Origin of the sequence: Lacihabitans soyangensis (assembly GCF_024343775.1) — a bacterium.
Lineage (GTDB): Bacteria > Bacteroidota > Bacteroidia > Cytophagales > Spirosomataceae > Leadbetterella > Leadbetterella soyangensis.
This window is the reverse complement of record NZ_RJUF01000185.1, coordinates 45,851-65,271: the sequence shown is the minus strand read 5'-3', so window position 1 is coordinate 65,271 and position 19,421 is coordinate 45,851. Positions and strand designations below refer to the sequence as shown.

At 35.9% G+C, this 19,421-nt stretch carries 15 protein-coding genes; 7 read left to right on the top strand and 8 right to left on the bottom strand.

What is annotated here, in order from left to right; genetic code table 11:
* Window positions 1-5: 5 nt before the first annotated feature.
* The 5 genes from EGI31_RS21900 (at window position 6) to EGI31_RS21880 (ending at window position 6,272) form a co-directional block, all read left to right on the top strand.
* On the top strand, window positions 6-485 hold the full coding sequence (locus EGI31_RS21900) for a hypothetical protein (RefSeq protein WP_255039327.1): 480 nt from the start codon (window positions 6-8) through the stop codon (window positions 483-485).
* Between the two features lie 150 nt (window positions 486-635).
* Window positions 636-2,315 carry a CocE/NonD family hydrolase gene (locus EGI31_RS21895; RefSeq protein WP_255039326.1) on the top strand — a complete coding sequence of 560 codons (1,680 nt, stop codon included), beginning with the start codon at window positions 636-638 and terminating at the stop codon, window positions 2,313-2,315.
* Window positions 2,316-2,625: 310 nt separating this feature from the next.
* Window positions 2,626-3,687, top strand: a complete 1,062-nt coding sequence (locus tag EGI31_RS25360; RefSeq protein WP_255039325.1) for a helix-turn-helix domain-containing protein — start codon at window positions 2,626-2,628, stop codon at window positions 3,685-3,687.
* A 110-nt stretch (window positions 3,688-3,797) separates the two neighbouring features.
* A complete protein-coding gene (locus EGI31_RS21885) occupies window positions 3,798-5,306 on the top strand; it encodes a PQQ-dependent sugar dehydrogenase (protein WP_255039324.1) in 1,509 nt (502 codons plus the stop codon).
* A 315-nt stretch (window positions 5,307-5,621) separates the two neighbouring features.
* Complete coding sequence (locus EGI31_RS21880; protein ID WP_255039323.1) at window positions 5,622-6,272, top strand: hypothetical protein; 651 nt, start codon at window positions 5,622-5,624, stop codon at window positions 6,270-6,272.
* A 226-nt stretch (window positions 6,273-6,498) separates the two neighbouring features.
* Here EGI31_RS21880 and EGI31_RS21875 read toward each other — a convergent pair whose 3' ends face one another.
* The 5 genes from EGI31_RS21875 to EGI31_RS21855 all read right to left on the bottom strand — a co-directional run bounded on the left by EGI31_RS21875 (window position 6,499) and on the right by EGI31_RS21855 (window position 14,278).
* Window positions 6,499-9,648 (bottom strand): VPS10 domain-containing protein, encoded by a 3,150-nt coding sequence (locus tag EGI31_RS21875; RefSeq protein WP_255039322.1) that lies wholly within the window; start codon window positions 9,646-9,648, stop codon window positions 6,499-6,501.
* A 571-nt stretch (window positions 9,649-10,219) separates the two neighbouring features.
* The gene (locus tag EGI31_RS21870; RefSeq protein ID WP_255039354.1) at window positions 10,220-10,483 is read right to left on the bottom strand and encodes a tail fiber domain-containing protein; all 264 of its coding nucleotides are present in this window, start codon (window positions 10,481-10,483) and stop codon (window positions 10,220-10,222) included.
* Between the two features lie 334 nt (window positions 10,484-10,817).
* Window positions 10,818-11,762 (bottom strand): glycine-rich domain-containing protein, encoded by a 945-nt coding sequence (locus EGI31_RS21865; protein ID WP_255039321.1) that lies wholly within the window; start codon window positions 11,760-11,762, stop codon window positions 10,818-10,820.
* Between the two features lie 20 nt (window positions 11,763-11,782).
* Window positions 11,783-13,111 carry an alpha/beta fold hydrolase gene (locus tag EGI31_RS21860; RefSeq protein WP_255039320.1) on the bottom strand — a complete coding sequence of 443 codons (1,329 nt, stop codon included), beginning with the start codon at window positions 13,109-13,111 and terminating at the stop codon, window positions 11,783-11,785.
* A 318-nt stretch (window positions 13,112-13,429) separates the two neighbouring features.
* Window positions 13,430-14,278, bottom strand: a complete 849-nt coding sequence (locus tag EGI31_RS21855) for a helix-turn-helix domain-containing protein (protein WP_255039319.1) — start codon at window positions 14,276-14,278, stop codon at window positions 13,430-13,432.
* An 863-nt stretch (window positions 14,279-15,141) separates the two neighbouring features.
* Between EGI31_RS21855 and EGI31_RS21850 the strand changes: the two genes are divergently transcribed.
* Window positions 15,142-16,710 carry a hypothetical protein gene (locus EGI31_RS21850; protein WP_255039318.1) on the top strand — a complete coding sequence of 523 codons (1,569 nt, stop codon included), beginning with the start codon at window positions 15,142-15,144 and terminating at the stop codon, window positions 16,708-16,710.
* Between the two features lie 49 nt (window positions 16,711-16,759).
* Window positions 16,760-17,203, top strand: coding sequence for a GNAT family N-acetyltransferase (locus tag EGI31_RS21845; RefSeq protein ID WP_255039317.1), 444 nt, complete (start codon window positions 16,760-16,762; stop codon window positions 17,201-17,203).
* Between the two features lie 36 nt (window positions 17,204-17,239).
* On the opposite strand, the gene EGI31_RS21840 is transcribed toward EGI31_RS21845, so the two are convergent.
* From EGI31_RS21840 to EGI31_RS21830, 3 genes are all read right to left on the bottom strand, one after another.
* Complete coding sequence (locus EGI31_RS21840; protein WP_255039316.1) at window positions 17,240-17,794, bottom strand: YdeI/OmpD-associated family protein; 555 nt, start codon at window positions 17,792-17,794, stop codon at window positions 17,240-17,242.
* A gap of 70 nt (window positions 17,795-17,864) precedes the next feature.
* Window positions 17,865-18,287, bottom strand: coding sequence for a DUF1761 domain-containing protein (locus EGI31_RS21835; protein WP_255039315.1), 423 nt, complete (start codon window positions 18,285-18,287; stop codon window positions 17,865-17,867).
* Between the two features lie 69 nt (window positions 18,288-18,356).
* The gene (locus EGI31_RS21830) at window positions 18,357-19,055 is read right to left on the bottom strand and encodes a helix-turn-helix transcriptional regulator (RefSeq protein WP_255039314.1); all 699 of its coding nucleotides are present in this window, start codon (window positions 19,053-19,055) and stop codon (window positions 18,357-18,359) included.
* Window positions 19,056-19,421: the final 366 nt, after the last annotated feature.

The following is a 19,421-nucleotide window of genomic DNA, read 5'->3' as shown; positions in this document are numbered from 1 at the left end:
AAGTAATGAACATTCATAAAAGGGTAATGAACCAACCCAAATGTGAAATTGCTAAGTTATTCAATACTTTGGCATCTAGCAATGACTTGATGTTAGCCACGGACGTATGGCCTCGAATGAAATTGGATAAGGGATTACAGGTTGGCTCAAAAGGAGGTCACGGCCCTATAAGATATTATGTAACTGACTATCAGGTAGAAAACTCTATTACTTTTCAGTTTACCTTAAAAGGGTTTAACGGATTTCATAGATTTGAACTAAATGAGTTGGAGGTAAATAAAACAGAACTTTCACATATTATTGATATGACTACAAGAGGTTCTGCTACCTTAAAATGGTCTTTGGCAATCCGTTGGCTGCACGATGCTTATATTGAAGATGCGTTTGATAAGGTAGAAAATCATTTTACCAAGGGTGAGAAAAAAAGCCAATGGAGTTTATATGTAAAATTTTTAAGAAAAGTAATGAAGCCCAAACGAAAATAAAAACTAAAGAATTGTATTCTCTTGTGAATTGGCATGAAAGGGTCTAAGAAGAAAGAATTTTTGTCAAAATTTTAAATTTGTGCTAGGTTATAAGTTTTGTGCAGCTTTTTCAATGGTTCTTTTAAATTAAAAATAATTAAATCAATAAAAATGAGATATTTCTTTAAGATTATTACATTTCTCTTAATTAGCCATGTTGCCTGGGCTCAACAACCTACTGCTGTTGACAGTATTTACTCAATCCAAGACAGTGTCTTGATACCTACAAAAAGCGGTGTAGATATTTCTGCTGTCATTATTCGTAAAAAAATGAATACCCAACCTTTACCGGCAATTCTCTTTTACACTACCTATTATCAAGGTGCCAACGATTTTAATTTTGGGAAAAGATCTGCGGAGAGAGATTATGTGGGTATTGTGGCCTATGCACGAGGTATTAAGACCGATTTGAAAAACTATTCTCCATACGAAAATGAATGCACTGATATTTACGACATTATAGATTGGATTAGCAAACAGCCTTGGTGCGATGGGAAAGTCGGAATGTTTGGTGGTAGTTATACCGGGTTTTCGCAATGGGCAACGGTAAAGAATACTCACCCGGCACTAAAAACTATTGTTCCTCAAGTAGCGGTTATGCCTGGTTTTGATGTGCCTATGGAGAATAACGTTCAGAGTAATATAGGACTTGTTTGGCCTTATGAAAACATCTATAAATCCCAACCAATTAGCAGAAGTATGGTCTTTGAATGGTTTGAAGAAGGCTCTTCTTTTAGAAAATTAGATAGTTTAGTCGGAATTCCCAATCCCATATTTCAAAAATGGTTGGAACATCCCTCTTATGATTCATACTGGAAATCTATGGTACCCAACCAACAAGATTATGAAAAAATAAATATCCCTGTGCTATCAACAACTGGGTATTATGATGGTGCTCAGATTGCAGCCTTAGAGTATTTCAAATTACATAACAAATATAACAAATCAGCAAATCATTATATTGTAATTGGGCCTTACGACCATCGTGGTGGGCAAAACAGAGCCTCCAAAAATTTAATGGGTTATGAAATAGACAATGTGGCAAACGTGAGCATGAGAGAGTTAGCATACGATTGGTTGGACTGGATTTTAAAAGATAAACCCAAGCCAAATTTACTAAAAGACAAAGTAAATTTTCAGGTTATGGGTACAAACGAATGGAGACACAAGCCAAATCTAAGAGCAATTAATAATGATACTTTGGCTTTATATTTAGACAGAACATCGCTTGTTTCAAAAAGACCTAAAAAGAAAGCATTTGAAAATCAAATAGTGGATTTTAAGGATAGGGAAAGTGAAAATAATTTTTTCATTCCAAATATCATTTTTGATTCATTAGAGGCCAGCAATGGATTACTATTTTCAACAGAACCTTTTCAAAAAGAGTTTGAAATAAATGGGTCATTTACAGGTAATCTCTTTGCTACTATCAATAAAAAGGATATCGACGTGTCTTTAGCATTATTTGAACTAATGCCTGATGGTAAATATTTTTATCTTACAAGGTATATAGGTAGAGCAAGTTATGCCAAAAACAACTCAAAACGACAACTTCTGAAAGCTAATAAAAAAGAAAACATTCCTTTTGAAATAACTCGGTTTGTAAGCAAAAAAATAAGCAAAGGAAGTCGCCTTGTAATTTTGCTTAACATCAATAAGCATCCATTTGAAATAATCAATTATGGTTCAGGAAAAGAAGTTGTAGACGAAACAATAAAAGACGCAGGTGAACCTCTACAAATAAAATGGCACAATGACAGTGTAATTAAAATTCCTATTTGGAAAAATTGAATCGGAAACATAAGAATGTATTAGCTTGCCGCCAATTAACTGAAAGCTTCGCTAATGGCTAGGAATTCAGAATTTGTATTTCTAATAGCATTTATGCAAATTATAAGGTCGTTACTCTTTGTTCGTAGAGATTTACCATTTAGGGTTTGGAACTAAACTAGTATGTTCATATAGAAGTGGGGGCTCTCCAGTAATTATGTGTAAAAAAAAATAAAACGTAGTATTTCTTGATTTAAGTAGCTAAAATTAGCTAATTGCTGAGGTACATACTTCTTCTGTAATTTCTTTTGATTAAAACCGTACAAATACAGTGAGCTTTGGCGATAAGTTATTATTCTTTTTTAGTGCTTTAGGGGCTTTTAATGGTTTTATTTTAGGTATTTACTTTATCTTCTTTTCTTCAAAAAAATACCTTTCCAATTATTTTTTGGGAGCTTTGTTGTTGGTTCTGAGCATTAGGATAGGTAAATCAGTCGCCTATTTTTTTGATTATAACCTACCTAAAATCTACCTCCAGTTTGGTCTTACAGCTTGTTTCTTTATTGGCCCGTTTTTGTATTTCTATATAAAATCTGAAACCAAACAAATCAAAACTCTACCAAAATCTTGGATTTGGCTAATATTTTTGTGGCTCTGCATCATTTTAATAGTTGAATATATTTACCCCTATTCGGCTTCTACTCCAATTTGGTGGAATTACATTATTCCGCTCATTTACTCGCAATGGGGCGTTCACATCGCTTTTTCGTTTTTTTTGTTAATACCTATTCTGAAAAAAATAACTCAGAAAGAAAGTTTAAAGCCTTTTGAAAAATGGTTGCTCACTATTTGCGGAGCGGTATTTATACTTTTTGTATCTTATGTTTGGTCTATTTTGAACATCACCAAAGGCAGCTATATCAGTGGGGCAGTATGGTTTTCACTAATCATTTATCTAGTCATATTAATATTACTATATCGTAAAAAAACAAACGATTTATCGGTATTTTCAACCCAAAAATATGCCGATAAAAAGCTGAATTTCGACGATATTGAGCTAATCATAAACAAATTAAAAAGAGTGATGACCGAGAAAGAACTCTTCAAAAATCCAAATTTGAAAGTGAACGACCTCGCCAGTGAAATTAACATTACGGGGCATCAGCTATCTCAACTTTTGAATGACAATATTGAGAAAAGCTTTACACTTTTTGTAAATGAATACCGAATCAACGAGGCCTGCAAGATATTGCTCGAGAATACCAATTTAACCATTGATGCCGTGGGAGATGAAGTAGGATTCAATGCAAAATCTACATTTTTTGCCGCTTTCAAAAAGATAAAAGGTATGACGCCCAGTGCCTATCAGCAAGCCAATACTCCAAATTTATAAATCCGTACTACTGTATTTGGGTTCTTGTACCTTCATAATAAAAGTGCAATGTTTTTTTGCAAACCGAAATGATAAGGTTTCATTTCGCTCATCAGAAAAACAAATTTATTATGAAAAAGCTATTCATGTTTGTAAGTCTATTGGCCTTTTATTTCTCGGCATCTTCCCAAAATACACCCACCGAAAGAGAATTAATCGAAAATACGATACAACTCTATTTTGATGGCTGGGCAACAGGAGATACCAACAAAGTGGGTAAAGCAATGCACGCCTCCTGCCACTTGAAAAATTATAATAATGGAAAATTTGTAGATTATTCCAGAACACAATACCTTTCATTTTTTAAACCTCACGAAAGACCGGCCAATCTGACCACCCGCATAGTTAGCATCGATATTACCAATAACATGGGTAGTGCCAAAGTAGAAATCAGCACCGCCAGAGATTTATTTACCGACTATTTTAACCTCATGAAAACCAGTGAAGGTTGGTTTATTGCCGATAAAGTTTCGACCCGAACACCGCATAGAGTTTTTGATGTAAATGCCATTCAGTTAGAAAAAGAAACCATTTTAGATGGACTCAAACGGCCTTGGAGCATTGCTTTTGTGTCAGAAGATGAAGTTTTGATTTCGGAAAAAGAAGGCGATTTGTTGAAAGTAAATTTAACGACTAATGAAAAAATAAAGATTCAAGGCTTCCCGACCGACTTAGAAGATAGTCTTGGTAGTTTCGGCGATAATACTGGAAAATTCGAGGTTTTGCTTGACCCCAACTTTAAGACAAATAAATTCGTTTATCTGTCTTATGCCGCCAAATCTGATAAAGGAAGAACAACTAAAATTATCAGATCTGTACTTGAAAACGGGTCTTTAAAGCAAATAAAGGTACTTTTTGTGGCCGAACCATATACTTACGAACGGGTGCATTACGGTGGCGGAATGATTTTTGGCAATGATGGAAAGCTATATTTCACGATTGGCGAGCGTCTGTTTAACGAAAAAGATGAGCCTGCTTTGCCAATAGCTCAGAATATAGCAGATAAAAGAGGGAAGATTTATCGAATAAACTCTGATGGAACAATACCAAATGACAACCCGAATTTTGGAGATAAAGCAACGCCTGGACTTTATGCCATCGGGATAAGAGCAGCACAAGGTTTAACACTTGAAGCAACTACCAATAAAATTTGGTTCAGCGAACACGGCACACATCAAGGCGATGAAATAAATGTCCTAACAGCTGGGGCAAATTATGGTTGGCCGATGAAAACAACAGGAAAATATCGTTTTGCTGAATTTGCACCTAAACCCATTGCAAGCAATGTTTATACCGAGCCAGTTTGGTCGTGGATGCAAACGGTGGCACCGACTGGTTTGCATTTTTATTCGGGAAATGAGTTTACTGCATGGAATAATAATTTACTCGTTGGAGGATTATCAAAAGGAAGTCTATGGCGATTAAGTGTTGAAGGTGAAACCATAAAAAGTGCGGAAGAATTATTTACCAACGACCGAATAAGAATAAGAAAAGTACTCCAAAGCCCTGCTGGAAAGCTTTTTATTCTTTCTGATGAACTAAATGGAAAACTGATAAGGCTTAAAAATGGGGCTTTGTAGGAAGGTTCTGCAATATTAAAAGTTTGAAAAATAGCTGCCAAGGTCTTTACAGATAAAGGCAAAAACGCTTTATTATGTAAAAAAAAAAGCCTTGGCAGGTTCTAAAATCATAAAACAAATTAACTACTCCCAAACCGCCCCATAATTTGCTTCCCAAAGCTTTTTGTTGAGTTCTGGTAATCGCTCATTTTTGAGTTTAAGGCCTTTTTCTTACATACTTTTTGATGGAAATAAAATCATCATTAAATTGCTGCGGTTTTGCTACCAGCTGAAGTTTAACCTTAAAATAAATTCGCAATTGATATATTTTATAAAATGAGAAAAAACAAAATTTTAATTACATTTTTATTTTTCACGACTTTTTTATGCTCTGCACAGAAAGAATCTACCTCAAAAAAAAAAGTTTTAGGGCTTAGGGTAGGTGTTGGACTTTTAAGTGTGAATGATTCATTCAATTACAATTTAAATATGTCAATTGAAAAAGGGAAAAGTTATTTTGCTATTGGGCCCGTTTTTGGGGAGCCAATTGAAACTGATTACAATTCTCACAATGACATTTCAGACAAAGAATTATGGTTAAATGGAATAAGCTTTGTTTATCAAAGAAATCCCAATCCAAAGGGTAAAAGATTTGATTTTTATTTTCAATACACCTTTGGTTATTTTTACAATTCTGATAAGGGTAAATTTTGGTATTATCCACCCATTTACGGTTCAATCAACCAAAAATTCAATAATTATGATTTTCAAAAATCTATTTTTGCAAGTACAATAGGTTATGGTTTCAAATGCAAAATTTTTCAAAATTTATACCTTTTTCAAGACTTCGGCATGGGTGCAGGATATACAAGTTTAACCATTAATTATGATGATACAAAATCAGACATAAATAGAAAATATTTCGATCCTACAATAGGATTAAATCTTGGTTTAGAGTACAAATTTGATAAGAAAATTAGAAAATAAATTAATAGTAATTTGCCTCTTTATACCTCTTTACCAATAGAAATTCGACAAGAATACATTCTTATCATTTTTTTTAAACTTGGTATGATTTTTTTAAAAAAATAGGGTAAAGTTTGCCTATCAAACCTTACCTTATTTCACTTCTCAAAGAGAATTATGAACCAAAACATTTAAAATTAAAGCCCAAATTTATTAATCTTAAATTATGCTTCTTTAAACCCAAATCTTATTCCCACACCGCACCAAAATTGGCTTCCCAAAGTTTTTTGTTGAGTTCTGGTAATCGCTCATTTTTGAGTTTGAGGCCTTTTTCTTTAAAGACTTGCCATTGCGGGTCCATTTGGTTTCTCAAATCTATCGAGGGCTGATTTAGGCGATACCAGTCGTTCTCGGTTTGGTTGATGAGATAGAGATAGTCTGAGGTAAATTTATTAGGAAAGTTCTCTACGTCATCATAGGCTTTTGACTTACGTTGCACCAATGCCTCGTCCCAAGTTCTGAGGTCTTTTACCAATGAATCTACAGCCGCAATCAATTTTGGATCCGCAGCCTTTTTGCTAAGCGTGCTTTTCAATTTGCTCAGTTGAAGCTGTTTTTTATAGAGTTCATTGATCAATTCATGCATTTCTTTGATGTTGCCGTGCATTTGAGCCATGGCATTAATATAGGCTTTTTTGTCAATATATGCCTCGCTCAATTCTGGATGTGGCAACAAGTCAGTCTGTGTTTTTAGGGTGTCTTTGTCTATGATCAATTGTATTTGGTACTTGCCTTCGGGCACTTTGTAGCCTCGGTAGCTTCCTTCGATATACACGTCGGGTATGCCAGGTAGTGTATTGGTACGCATATCCCACACAAACCTGTTTAAGCCTTTGTTTTTTGGAAGTTTGGGCTCAGCACTTGGGCCTCCATCGTATCTTTTAAAGTCTGGATTGGCCTCCGAGCTTAAGGTTCTTACCGTTTTGCCATTACTATCAAGTATGTTGAGACTAATTTTCTTTACCGAATCTGTTTTTGATACATAATAGTTTAACACCAAACCCGTGGCAGGATTAATGCCCGCACTTTGGCCTTCGCCCTTAAAGTCTATTATGGACTGATTCATGACACTGCTACTACCTGTAATCCATTGGTTTTGAGGTGTAAATAGTTTGTGTTTTTTTGGAGTTTCTTTTAGCAACTGTCTTAGCAAATTCAGGTCATCCAATATCCAAATCGACCTTCCTGAGGTACCTGCTATTAAGGCATTTTGGTGAACCTTCAAGTCTGTTATCGGGCAAACGGGAAGGTTTAATTGGAAGGTTTTCCAGTTGCTACCGCCGTCGGTCGAGTAGTAAAGGGCATTTTCTGTACCTGCAAATAATAAGTCTTTCTGAACATTATCTTCTCTAACAACCCTAGAAATGCTGTTTTCGGGTAATCCGTTGTTTATTTTTACCCAAGTTTTACCATAGTCTGTCGATTTGTAAAAGCCTGGTTTATGGTCGTTGAATTTGTATCTATTGGTGGCAATATATACCGTTGATTTGCTATGGGGCGAAACCTCGATGGCATTTATTTGGCATTCTTCTAGGCCTGCTGGTGTTACATTTTTCCAAGTTTTGCCATTGTCTGTAGTCAATTGTACCAAGCCATCGTCGCTACCTGTGTAAATTACGCCTTTTTCTAGGGCAGATTCCGCAATATAGGTTAGCGTTCCGTAGTTTTCGGCACCTACGGCTTCGTTGGTAAATGGTACTCCAGCTTTTCCTTGTTTGGCCTTTTCGTTTCTGGTCACATCAGGCGATGCCTCACGCCATGTTTTGCCTAGGTCGCTGGTTTCAAGTAGCATTTGTGAACCGTGGTAAAACACCTTGGGGTCATGAATACTACAAATGATAGGGGCATTCCAATTGAATCGGTATTTCATGTCTTTGGCATCTTTGCCCAAATATTGAATCGGGGCCGCCATCACATTAACGGAGCTTCTATTTTTAGTGTCTAATACTTCGATAGTTCCTTGATAACTACCACCCAAAACATATCTAGGATTGTTTACATCAAAAGCCAAAAAAGCACTTTCGCCACCTGCCGAATATTCCCAGTCTTTACGTTCGATACCGCTTCCGTTGATATTCCATGAAGGTATTTTTACAGAGGTATTGTCTTGTTGGCCAAAGTAAATATTGTAAGGCACCATATTGTCTGTATTTATTCTGTAGGCTTGGGCAGTGGCCAAATCTTGATGAGACCAAGTGTCGCCGCCATTGAAGCTAACCGCCGCACCGCCGTCGTCAGCAATAATCATATTTTTGCTATTCTTAGGATTGATCCACAAATCATGGTAGTCGCCATGTGTGCCCGACATTCTATTCCAAGTAACACCGCCGTCGGTGCTATTTAGAGCTGGAGCACTCATCACATACACATTTAGGTCATTGTTGGGGTCAACAAATAGCTCGATATAGTACCACGATCTTTGTATCAGTCTGTGGTCGCCACTTACTAGAGACCATTTTTTGCCGCCATTGGTAGATACATAAAGACCACCCTCATTTTTCTCCCAATCAGCCTCCAAGAGTGTATACACTTTTTGAGGGTTTGAAGGGCACATGGCTATGGCGGTTTTACCAAGCATTTTGGGCAAGCCCTCTGTTAACTTCACCCAGGTGTCGCCACCGTCAGTAGATTTGTATAAACCACTACCAGGGCCACCGCTTTTTACTTCCCAAGGTTTACGGCCGTGGTCCCACATGGCAGCATAAATGATTCTTGGATTGGTAGGGTCAAGAGACAATTCACTACAGCCTGTGGTTTCGTTGATATATAATGTTTTAGTCCAGTTTTTGCCACCATCGGTGCTTTTGAAGATGCCACGTTCGGCAGACGGTCCATGAAGAGGGCCTTGAGCACCCACTATAAGTATGTCTTCGTTTTTGGGATGAATTACAATTCTAGATATGTGTTGGGTTTTAACCAGACCCATGTTTTTCCAAGTTTGTCCAGCGTCGGTGCTTTTATATACGCCATCGCCAAAACTCGTCATCACACCTCTAGGTGCGTGTTCGCCCATGCCTACATACACCACGTTCGGGTCATTTTCGGCAACAGCAACGGCACCTATAGTCCCAGTTTTAAAATAACCATCAGACACATTTTTCCAATTATAACCTGCATCCTTGGTTTTCCAAAGTCCGCCACCTGTGGTTCCCATATAATAGGTTTGTGGGTCATTAATCACACCAGTAGCACATACTGAGCGGCCACCTCTAAACGGGCCAATGTTTCTAAATTTTAGATTATTAAATAAGGAGCTATCCTTTTGAAAATCTGGAAAAGATTGTGAAAATGCAGTGTAAGAGCTAAATATTAAAAGTATTATAGCGAGTTTTTTCATGTTTTTGTATAAGGTCAGTTTGTTTTTGAGATAATGTACAAATAGGTTAAATCGTCAAACTTTTGAATTGAGATTTTTGAATTTATAAATTTAGTTAAAATAAATGTCTTACGGCTTATTTGTCTAATCATTTTTCTATCCAGTCAGTTGTGTGAATTCTCCTTAAGAATATGTGTTTATTCTTTCTTGTTATTCCATTTGGAATAAAAATCAATTCAAGAATGTTATGATTCTCCAGTTCGTCCGATTCTTGTATTTACTTTTAAAGTCATTTTTTTTGTAAAGATTTATCTCTTTCGAAAATAAAATTGAGTTTTTATTTGAACCGATCTGGATATTTATCAATTTCTAAAGTTGGCTCAATGGTTCAGGTATAAATCTTGCCTTATTGTTAATTTGAATGATTATTCTCCCAGTTAAATATATACAATTTAAACCTATCTTAGTGCATTAAGATATTGTTAATGAACTGATTGTAATCATTTCATTGAAATTTGTTAGAGATTGAATCTAATTGTTTTTAAGTTTATTATCGTTTTAGCTGGCGTTTAACTTTAAGCTCAAGATTGTCTTATTTTAGAGTTTGAATTTGCTGATTTTGGTCTTTAACAGCCTCAACCAAATGAGGTATTAAACCAATGTAATTTACCGATAACACTCCTTTTTCGTCTTCTTGAACTAATTCAGGGAATATCTCTTTGATTTCTTGGGCAATGACGCCGGTTTTAAGACTTGATGAAGAACTATCGGTTTTCCAATAATAATTGAAACCTTTCAATTTGTTTAGTTTAGATAGTGAGGATAGAAGTGGTTTTATATCTTTTTTAAGGCGAATATCTGAAACGTTATTATATGCTCCAGTTGCAGTACCTGACCGTTTGATCCAAAATCAACGTAAGTACCTGATTTTTAGGTCCAAAACCGATAATTATGAAAAGCCATCATCATTTGATAGTTTGTGGTATTGGCAACCTGAGGTATAGCGTTAGAAGAATGCCCTCCGATAGCGAATGACCGATCAGTCTTTTGGCAACTATATTAAACAATCGCCGGAAAGATTAAACAATATAATTGGTTTATTGGATTGATCTTTTTCATTTTAAAATCAATTAAAATTCTGATAGTTATAACCTTATTTTTTTGAAAACACTGGTCAATAATATTTTTTTTTAATATCGGATGACTACCATCCCTCCGGCTCCATTCCCACCAAATCCCCTTCCTATTGCTCCACCTCCACCCGGGAAACCACCATGATTTACCTCCAATACATCAAGCAAAGGATACAAAGCATCAAATTGTACACCCACACCACCTAAACTACCGTAACTTTTTCCACCATCGCCCCCTGAAAAAACCAATCTGTCCACATTCTCAAATCTTTGGTATGACCAGGTACTATTGCGACCCTTTTCTCCATGAAAAAAACTGATTAAGTTAATGGCATAAATACTACTATTCAGACTGAAATTATTAGAATTAACAGATGCGACTAACTGAGGTGGATTATTGATACCATTGGTATAATTTACTATGTCCGTACCGCCTCCGCTAAAAGGAGGAATTTGTAGTGCTGAGCCTTTGCCGCCTTTCCCTACCAAAATACCCAAAACTTGGTTTTCCGCCACATCTAAAATGAAACTTAAATATCCACCGCCATTTCCGCCCTTTCTATTTGAGAAAGTTATTAACGAAGATAAAATACTAAAATCTTGACCTCCTGAACCACCACTCCACGCCTCTACCCATATTTTCTTTACACCAGCCGGAATCTGAAAATTGAAGCTTTCTTTACTATTTGAAAGTGCATCCTCAATTATACTTGAAGGTGTAAAGACTTGCGATTTTGGAAATAGTTGGTACAGATTACCATGCGATACATTCTGCCAGTTGTTACCATTGTAATAGTTAGGCGATGCAGTACCCATATTATACATCATCTGCCCAATTTGAGGATTAGCGATGCTTTGGGTATCGTTTACCCTTGGCAATTGCACAGCTTTATTGGAAGCAGTAGCGGTGACGATGTTAGAATTGGCATTGGAGGGGTCAATGACAACTGATTGTCCATTTACTCCAAAAATCACAAAATATAAAAACACAAACTTTTTCATAAAATCACATTTATCATCCTTTAAATATTACTCGCATGTCTAATCAGCCTCTGCCAACGGCCATCACGATACACCCAAATTTCGGTAAATCTCCGTTCATGAGGTTTACCTGCATCTGCTCGGTTGGCATCGGGGGTAGGCGTAACTTTTTCCAAACCTGCTACAATAGCAGTTTTGGAGCCTTCCATGGCAAAATGTTCGATTATTTTTTCAAATTTGCTGTATTTGATAATGCCCGACTTCACTCTTGCAATCGTAGTTTCTTTATTTATCATTTGTCCAAAAGGATTGGTGATAACCATGTCATCGGGGTAAAAAGCACGCATCGCTAAAGTATCTTGTTTTAAGACCAATTGTTCTTGGTATTGAATCAAACTATCAATTTGTCGATACACATTTTTTTCGTAATCGGTGAAAGCTTTTTGATTGGATTTTGCTTTCGCATTTGCACCAAAAAACTCACGAACCATTTTATTGACTTGTTGATAAGCCTCCAAATGCGGCAGATGCCCGATTCCTTTCAAAATTTCAAGTTTTACATTCGGAAAAGCCTTCGATATAGGTTCGGCGTTGGTGGTAATCGGCGAGACTTTATCTTCCGTACCTGCTATCACTAAAGTTGGCATGGTGGCTTTGGTGGCAATTTTTTCGGGAAAATGGTCCTCGGCCATCATAAAATTGGTACCACGCATAAACATCCGTGGACTAACACCTCTCATGCCCTGACGAGCAATTTCGATGAGCTCGGGTGAGGTGTTAGGGGCAAGCAGTGCCTCAACTCTTTTGTTGGTAAATGCAAAAGCACCATCTTTGATTTGGTCGTAACGCATATTTACGTAGCGTTCACGCTCTTCGTAGCTTATGTTTTTCTTGCCGGCTGATGGCCCCACAAAAGCCATTTTTATGACTCTTTCGGGATAATGGTAGGCAAAACACTGCGATACTCGGCTTCCGAACGAATTGCCCAACAAATGTACTTTGTCTAATTTGAGGGCATTACAAAAATCGGCTAAGGCATCGGCGTAATCTTTGCAGGTTGGGTAGTCGGTTTTTAATTCATCCGATAACATATAACCCGGGGCATTCCATGCAATGACTCTGTAAGTATCCGAAAGGTCATGAAGTTGATACCGCCAATCGGCTGAGCTTCCGCCGTAACCGTGCATGGCTATGATAACAGGAGCATCTTTTGCCCCCGACTCCATAAAACTCCATCGGTCGCCGACAAACTTCGATTTGTCAACTACTGAAACATAGCTCATTTCGGGGAGTGGAGGAACGAATAATTTATTTTGTGCAATAGCCGAGGTTCCAAGAAGTAAAATTAGCTTGAAGGTTAAATTGTTCATTAAAATATTTAGTTTTAAAGGTTTACAAAACTTGAAAATTGTTAAAATTGACTACATGAGTTTGAATTGATTATTATTCAACCATATGACTATCTCAATTCGAATTTCGTATGGTGACTATTGTTTGTTAGATTAAATAATTGACAAAGGAATAATGCTCCAATTGGAATATTTTAGAATGATAATTGGAAAATATAAGTCTGAAATTTATTAACTCATAAGTCAAGATACTCCTCTGCTATATTTTTCTTTGACAAAGTTGGGATCAGTGAATGACTAAAAATTGTAAAAAAACGACATTTGAAATTTAATTCAGTTTCACCTTTCAAATAGGAGGTCGTTTTGTAAATCTAGTGGTAAATTGTTAAAATGGAATTGTGCTTGCTTTGGGTTAATTCCTGAAAATTGTTTGAAATCTTTTATGAGATGGGCTTGATCAGAATAATCACACTGATAGGCAACATTCGTCCAAGACAGTTCTGGATATTTTTCTTTTAAATTCCAAGCTTTTACAAACCTCACCATTCTGGCAATGTATTTTGGGGTGTATCCGGTTCTATATAAACACTGTCTTTCTAGCTGTCGGTTACTTAAATTTGAAATTTTAGCCAAGTCATCAACTCGTATTCTCCCCTCAAATTGTATCAATTGATTTAAGGCCGTGTCAATTGCCAATGGTTTTGAAGCCTTTTGAAATTTTTCATTCAGGTAATTTTCTATGACACCAATAGCCTCCATATCACTTAAGTCAAAAGATAATCGGTCATTTACTTTTCGCATATCAGGTAAAATATAATTACTGTCAAAAGTGTCTATATCAATAAGTTCGGTCAAGGGCATTTTAAGTATTCTTGATAAGACTCCTTGTTGTAAAATCACTCGGATTAGAAAAGTGCGATGAGGAAGTTTGATTTGAAAAAGTTTATCGTTGGGACCGACAATTACACTGTTCGATTGTTTTTCTTTCGATTTGCTAATCGAATTGTAGAGTTCTGCCGCATTCTCTACGTAGAAACACAAAAAATTTTCGGGAGAAGGTGGCAGTGGAAATTCTATGGGTTTTAGATCATTAGGAATATTACTTCTAAAAAGCATGAAATACCTTACAAATTCCTTTAATAAATCACTTGGGGGAATAATTTTGACATAATGCATCGGTGTTTCCATTCCTAAACACTGGTTTATGTGAAATGATTATTATTGTATTTAATAAAAAATAATCCTCTAAAATAGTATTAAATTGTTAAAAATCAAATGAGTGTGATTACGTAAGAATAATATTTATGGCCGTGTAAATTGTAATTTTAATTATCATTGACCTTAAATTTAATAAAACCATTAAATTGAAAGAACTCATATTCGATATGAAAAATGTTGGGTAAAAATGTAGATTTGAATGAAAATTAAAAGTGATTTTTGATGTTACTGTTGAGAAACAGATTTTGTAGCATCAACAACAGGGCTCCTTTTAAACAATCCATCTGATAAAAATTCTTCTATTTGTAACAAGCGTCTGCGGTTTTCCAAAGCCCGGCTCTAATAAGTTTGTGGGTCATTAATTAGGCCCCAGTGGCACACGCTGATCGAACCTCTCTAAAAGGGACAATGTTTGTAAATTTTAGATTTTAAATAAGGAGCTATCCTTGTTGGAATTCTGGGAAAGATTGTGAAAATGCGGAAAAAGAGAAGAAAATAAATAGGATAGAGGCGAGTTTTTTCATAGAATTTAAGATGGTCTATTTGTTTATGAAATGGTTGTAAGTTAATTGGTTTAAGGGCTAAACTTCTGAATTGAAGTTTATGAATGAATAAAAATAGTGAAATATTTTTGGCTTATTGACATTTATTGGGTGTCTTTTTGGGAACAATCATTTTTATCAAAATTGAAACAACTACTAACTCAATAATGTCTATTAGTTGGGATTTTATTAAAGTCAATAAATGCTCTAAACATGGTTTTTTTGTAAGCTAATGTCTTAAATTTAGATTTTTATCTTTGAATGATAATTTTATCCTAATCCTTGAAGATTATGAAATTTTTCTACTTTCTGTTTTTTGTGTGTAATCTATTTACGAGCCATGAAACCTTAATTTCTATAAAAGTTAAAGAATCATCAGAATCCATCATCAAAACCAAAACAGTAAAATACAGTGATTTTGGTGCAAAGGGTGATGGCAAAGCCGACGATATCGAGGCCATTATAGCAGCTCATGCCTATGCCAATGAGCATAATCTCAAAGTAAAAGTCGATGATGGTGCCACTTATTATATTGGAAGTAAGGACCGTACAGCCATCATTCAAACGGACACTGATTTTGGTGATGCGAGTTTTATAATTGATGATTCAAACGTGGCAAACAGAACCAGTTCGGTCTTTTTGGTAAGTTCTAAAATGAAGGCCCAGAAAGTTGAAGGTATTCTATCATTAAAGAGAAACCAATCCAAAATTGATTTAAATCTAAGGCATCGCAGCCTAATAACTGTGACAAATTCTAATGTGAAACACTACATTCGCTTTGGGCTGAACCAAAATAATGGTAGCGACCAAACAGATATTTTCTTGGTTGGTAAAAACGGACAAGTTGACCAGTCTGCTCCGATTATTTGGGATTTTGACAAAATTACAAGCATAACTGCTTTACCCATAGACGAAAAGAAGTTAACCATAACAGGTGGGAGGTTTAAAACAATTGCCAATCGAGAGCCTTCTAAATACAATTATTACAGTCGAAATTTGGCTATAAAACGTTCAAATGTTACTGTTTCAGGCTTATATCATGAAATTGTAGATGAAAGAGAGCAGGGTGCTCCCTATGGTGGTTTTATACATATTAGCGAATGTTGTTTTGTAAAAGTAGAAAACTGCATTTTAACGGGTCACAAAACCTACGAAACCATAGGCAATGCTGGGAAACCTGTCTCTATGGGTTCTTATGACCTCTTGGTTAACAGAGCTTTAAATGTTTCTTTTGTCAATTGTACCCAAACCAACGACATAGAGGACCGCAAATATTGGGGAATATTGGGCTCGAATTTCTGTAAAAACCTATTGTATGATGGCTGTAAACTTTCTCGATTTGACGCCCATCAAGGAGTTGCTAACGCCACCATACGAAATTCAACCTTGGGCCACATGGGCATTAATGCCATAGGAAGTGGTACTTTTTTGGTAGAAAACAGTGTTATAAGAGGAGGGAGTATAGTGAATTTAAGAAGTGATTATGGCAGCACTTGGGATGGTGATTTGATAATCCGTGATTGTCTTTTTGTTCCACGAGAGAGTGTCCAACAGAAGGTTCAACTCATAGCTGGCTACAATTCTGGCTTACATGATTTTGGATATCCATGTACTATGCCTGCTAATATTTTGATAGAAAATCTCAAAATTGATGACTCCAAACTTTCAGAAACCTATTCAGGGCCAGCTATTTTTATGGATTTTAACCCAGAAATGAAGGATGAGCGTTATTCAGAAAAATTCCCTTATCAAATCACCAAAGAGGTAATTTTAAAAAATGTAAAAGTCACAAGTGGTAAAACACTTCGATTAAGTGATAATGCCTATATGTTTAGGAATGTAAAGTTGAAAGAGAATTAAAAGCTACGAATTAACTAAGTACCTTTTGAAGCCTTTGCCAATATAAACAATGCAAATACTCAAAGTAACGGAAAACAAGAAACAGTATCTAGATCTATTTCTATTGGCTGACGAACAAGAAAGTATGATTGATAGATATCTTTTAGCGGGGGATTTGTGGGCTTTGTATGACGTTGATTTGAAAAGTGTCTGTGTGGTGGTGCAGATAAACGAGGAAAAATGTGAGTTGAAAAACATCGCCACATATAAAAAATATCAAGGCCTAGGATATGGGATAGCCTTGATAAATTTCATTTGTGATTTTTACAAGAAAGACTTCAAAGAAATGCAAGTAGGCACAGGAGAAAGCCCTTCAACCTTGCGTTTTTATGAAAATTGTGGATTTCAAAGATCTCATCGTGTTAAGAATTTCTTCACAGACCATTACGACCATCCAATTTTCGAGGAAGGCGTGCAATTGGTTGATATGATTTATCTCAAAAAAGAATTGTAAAGAGGGCTCTTCTCAAAAAAGGATACTTTGTTCTCATCACTTTATCAATTCCAGTATCTCAGCTATTCTTTTTGATTTAGTAACCTCTGTTTTAGCCACCATTAGATTGTAAAGCATGAGCTTTCGCTTTGATTTACTTAATGCTTCAAACTTTTCCTTTGAACCATCATTACTAGCAAACGCCAATTCCAATTCTTTTGGAATTTCTAAAGCATCAATACAGTCGAGGATAGTCCAAGAACCATTTTGTTTGGCAATTTCGATGCATTTCAGGCCTGCTTCCTTCATTTTTCCATCAGCAATAAGTCGTTCAACTTTGTCTTTATTGACTTGTGACCAGGTGCTTTTGGGCTTTCGTTTGGTGTAAAATTGTTTGTACGAATCGGTATCTATGGTTACCGCTTTGCTATCTATCCAGCCAAAGCAGAGGGCTTCGTCCACGGCATCTGTCCAAGCCACGGATGGTTTGCCACTATTTTTTTTAAAATGAATAAGCCAGACAGCATTTTTATGAAGGTGGTTATTCGCCAACCACTCACGCCAATGCTGTTTTGTTTCTGGGTAAAAATGCTCTATTTCTTCCTTGTTCATTTTTTAGACAATGCTTGTAATATCAAGCATGACACAAAGATACCAACCATATGAAAACAACCAACTAAGTTCATTTTTTAGACAATGCTTGCAATATCAAGCATGATACAAAGATGCCAACCATATGAAAACAACCAACTAATAATCCATAAGCCATTGGATGTGGTATGTTGGGGTTGATGGCAATATCAAAGGTATTAGCGACTAAAAAGCCCAAGCCTATGATAAATGCAAATTCCATAGCCGCTTTTTTGGAGCTGATGTTGAGCAAAACCATCAAAAGAGCGGAGGTAATGATAGTTGGCAAAATTGTCAAAGGGGGACCATAAAGATATATTGGTTCGGGATTTGCAGGTATCAATCCTAATTTGTCTAAGGTGCTAGCGTATTGGTTCGGAAATAATACCGTGAACCAAAGCCAACCCAAAAAAGAGTAAAATACTAGAGAAAGTACAACACCCATCCAACTGATTTTTGAAATTTTTTGTAACATAATTTTTCGATTTGATTAATGATGACACAAAGTAAATATGAGCCAATGACAGCCTTATGTCAGGGGTATTTAATGCTTGTGATATTTTTCGAAAAATTCTTGAAGTGTCATTTTGTGAGGGGTGAATTTCTCTGGTTGAATCTGTAATTTTTGAATTCTATCCAACCGAAAATAACGAAATTCTTTTCGTAAACGGCAAAAACCAACTAATAACCAACCTTCCAGTATGTTCAATAAAGCAAATGGCTCCACAGTTCTTTTACTTTCTTTGCCCTCAGCATTGATGTAATCAAACTGAACCAGTAAAAAATTGGTAAGTGCATTTTGTAAATCGGATAAGTTGTTGCTGTTGATTTCAAAGTTATTTAGCTTAGCGAATTTGGTTCGAATTGAAAGTAAGTTGGCTTTGTCTTTCTCCGATTGCTTTAAAACTGCCTTTACTTTATCAATGGCTTCGGCGTAATCTTTAATCAATGAACTATCCCTGCTTTTTAAAACCAACTGCTCAGCTAAAATAAGGGCATTAGCTTGAGCTTCACTGAACATTACAGGAGGTATTTTGTAACCTTCCATTAGGGTGTAGCCTTTACCATCTTCCGTTATCACAGGCACGCCACTTTGCTCCAAAGCTCTGATGTCGCGGTAGATGGTTCGAACACTTACACCAAATTTTTCAGCTAAAAAAGTAGCAGTTATTAGTCGTTTGGACTGTAAACTGGTGAGTATGGCGACAAGCCGTGAAAGGCGTTTGGTCTCATTGTCCTGCATAATTTTCTTATTTTTTGCCAAAATAATGAATATGAATGACAAGGGTATGTCAGGAGTAATGTAATTATAAAATTAAAGTAATCTCCGAGCTTATATTAACCTATTAAATCATCAGAAAAATTAAATCTACCATTTATTTGAAAGACAAAATCTAGGTCATTGCTACATTTAAATCCTTGAGGAATAACCTGATAAAAGGAAGAGTAAAAAAGCTTGCTTTTTTGTACCAGTAATTTGAAAAAATAAGTTCGATTAATAATTAGATGCCTTCAATCATCTTCGGAGCTAAAAAGAGATTAAAGTGCTTAAAATATTGATAGTTTACCAAAAAATGGCTCTTTCTATCAAGGTCAAATTTCAGATTAC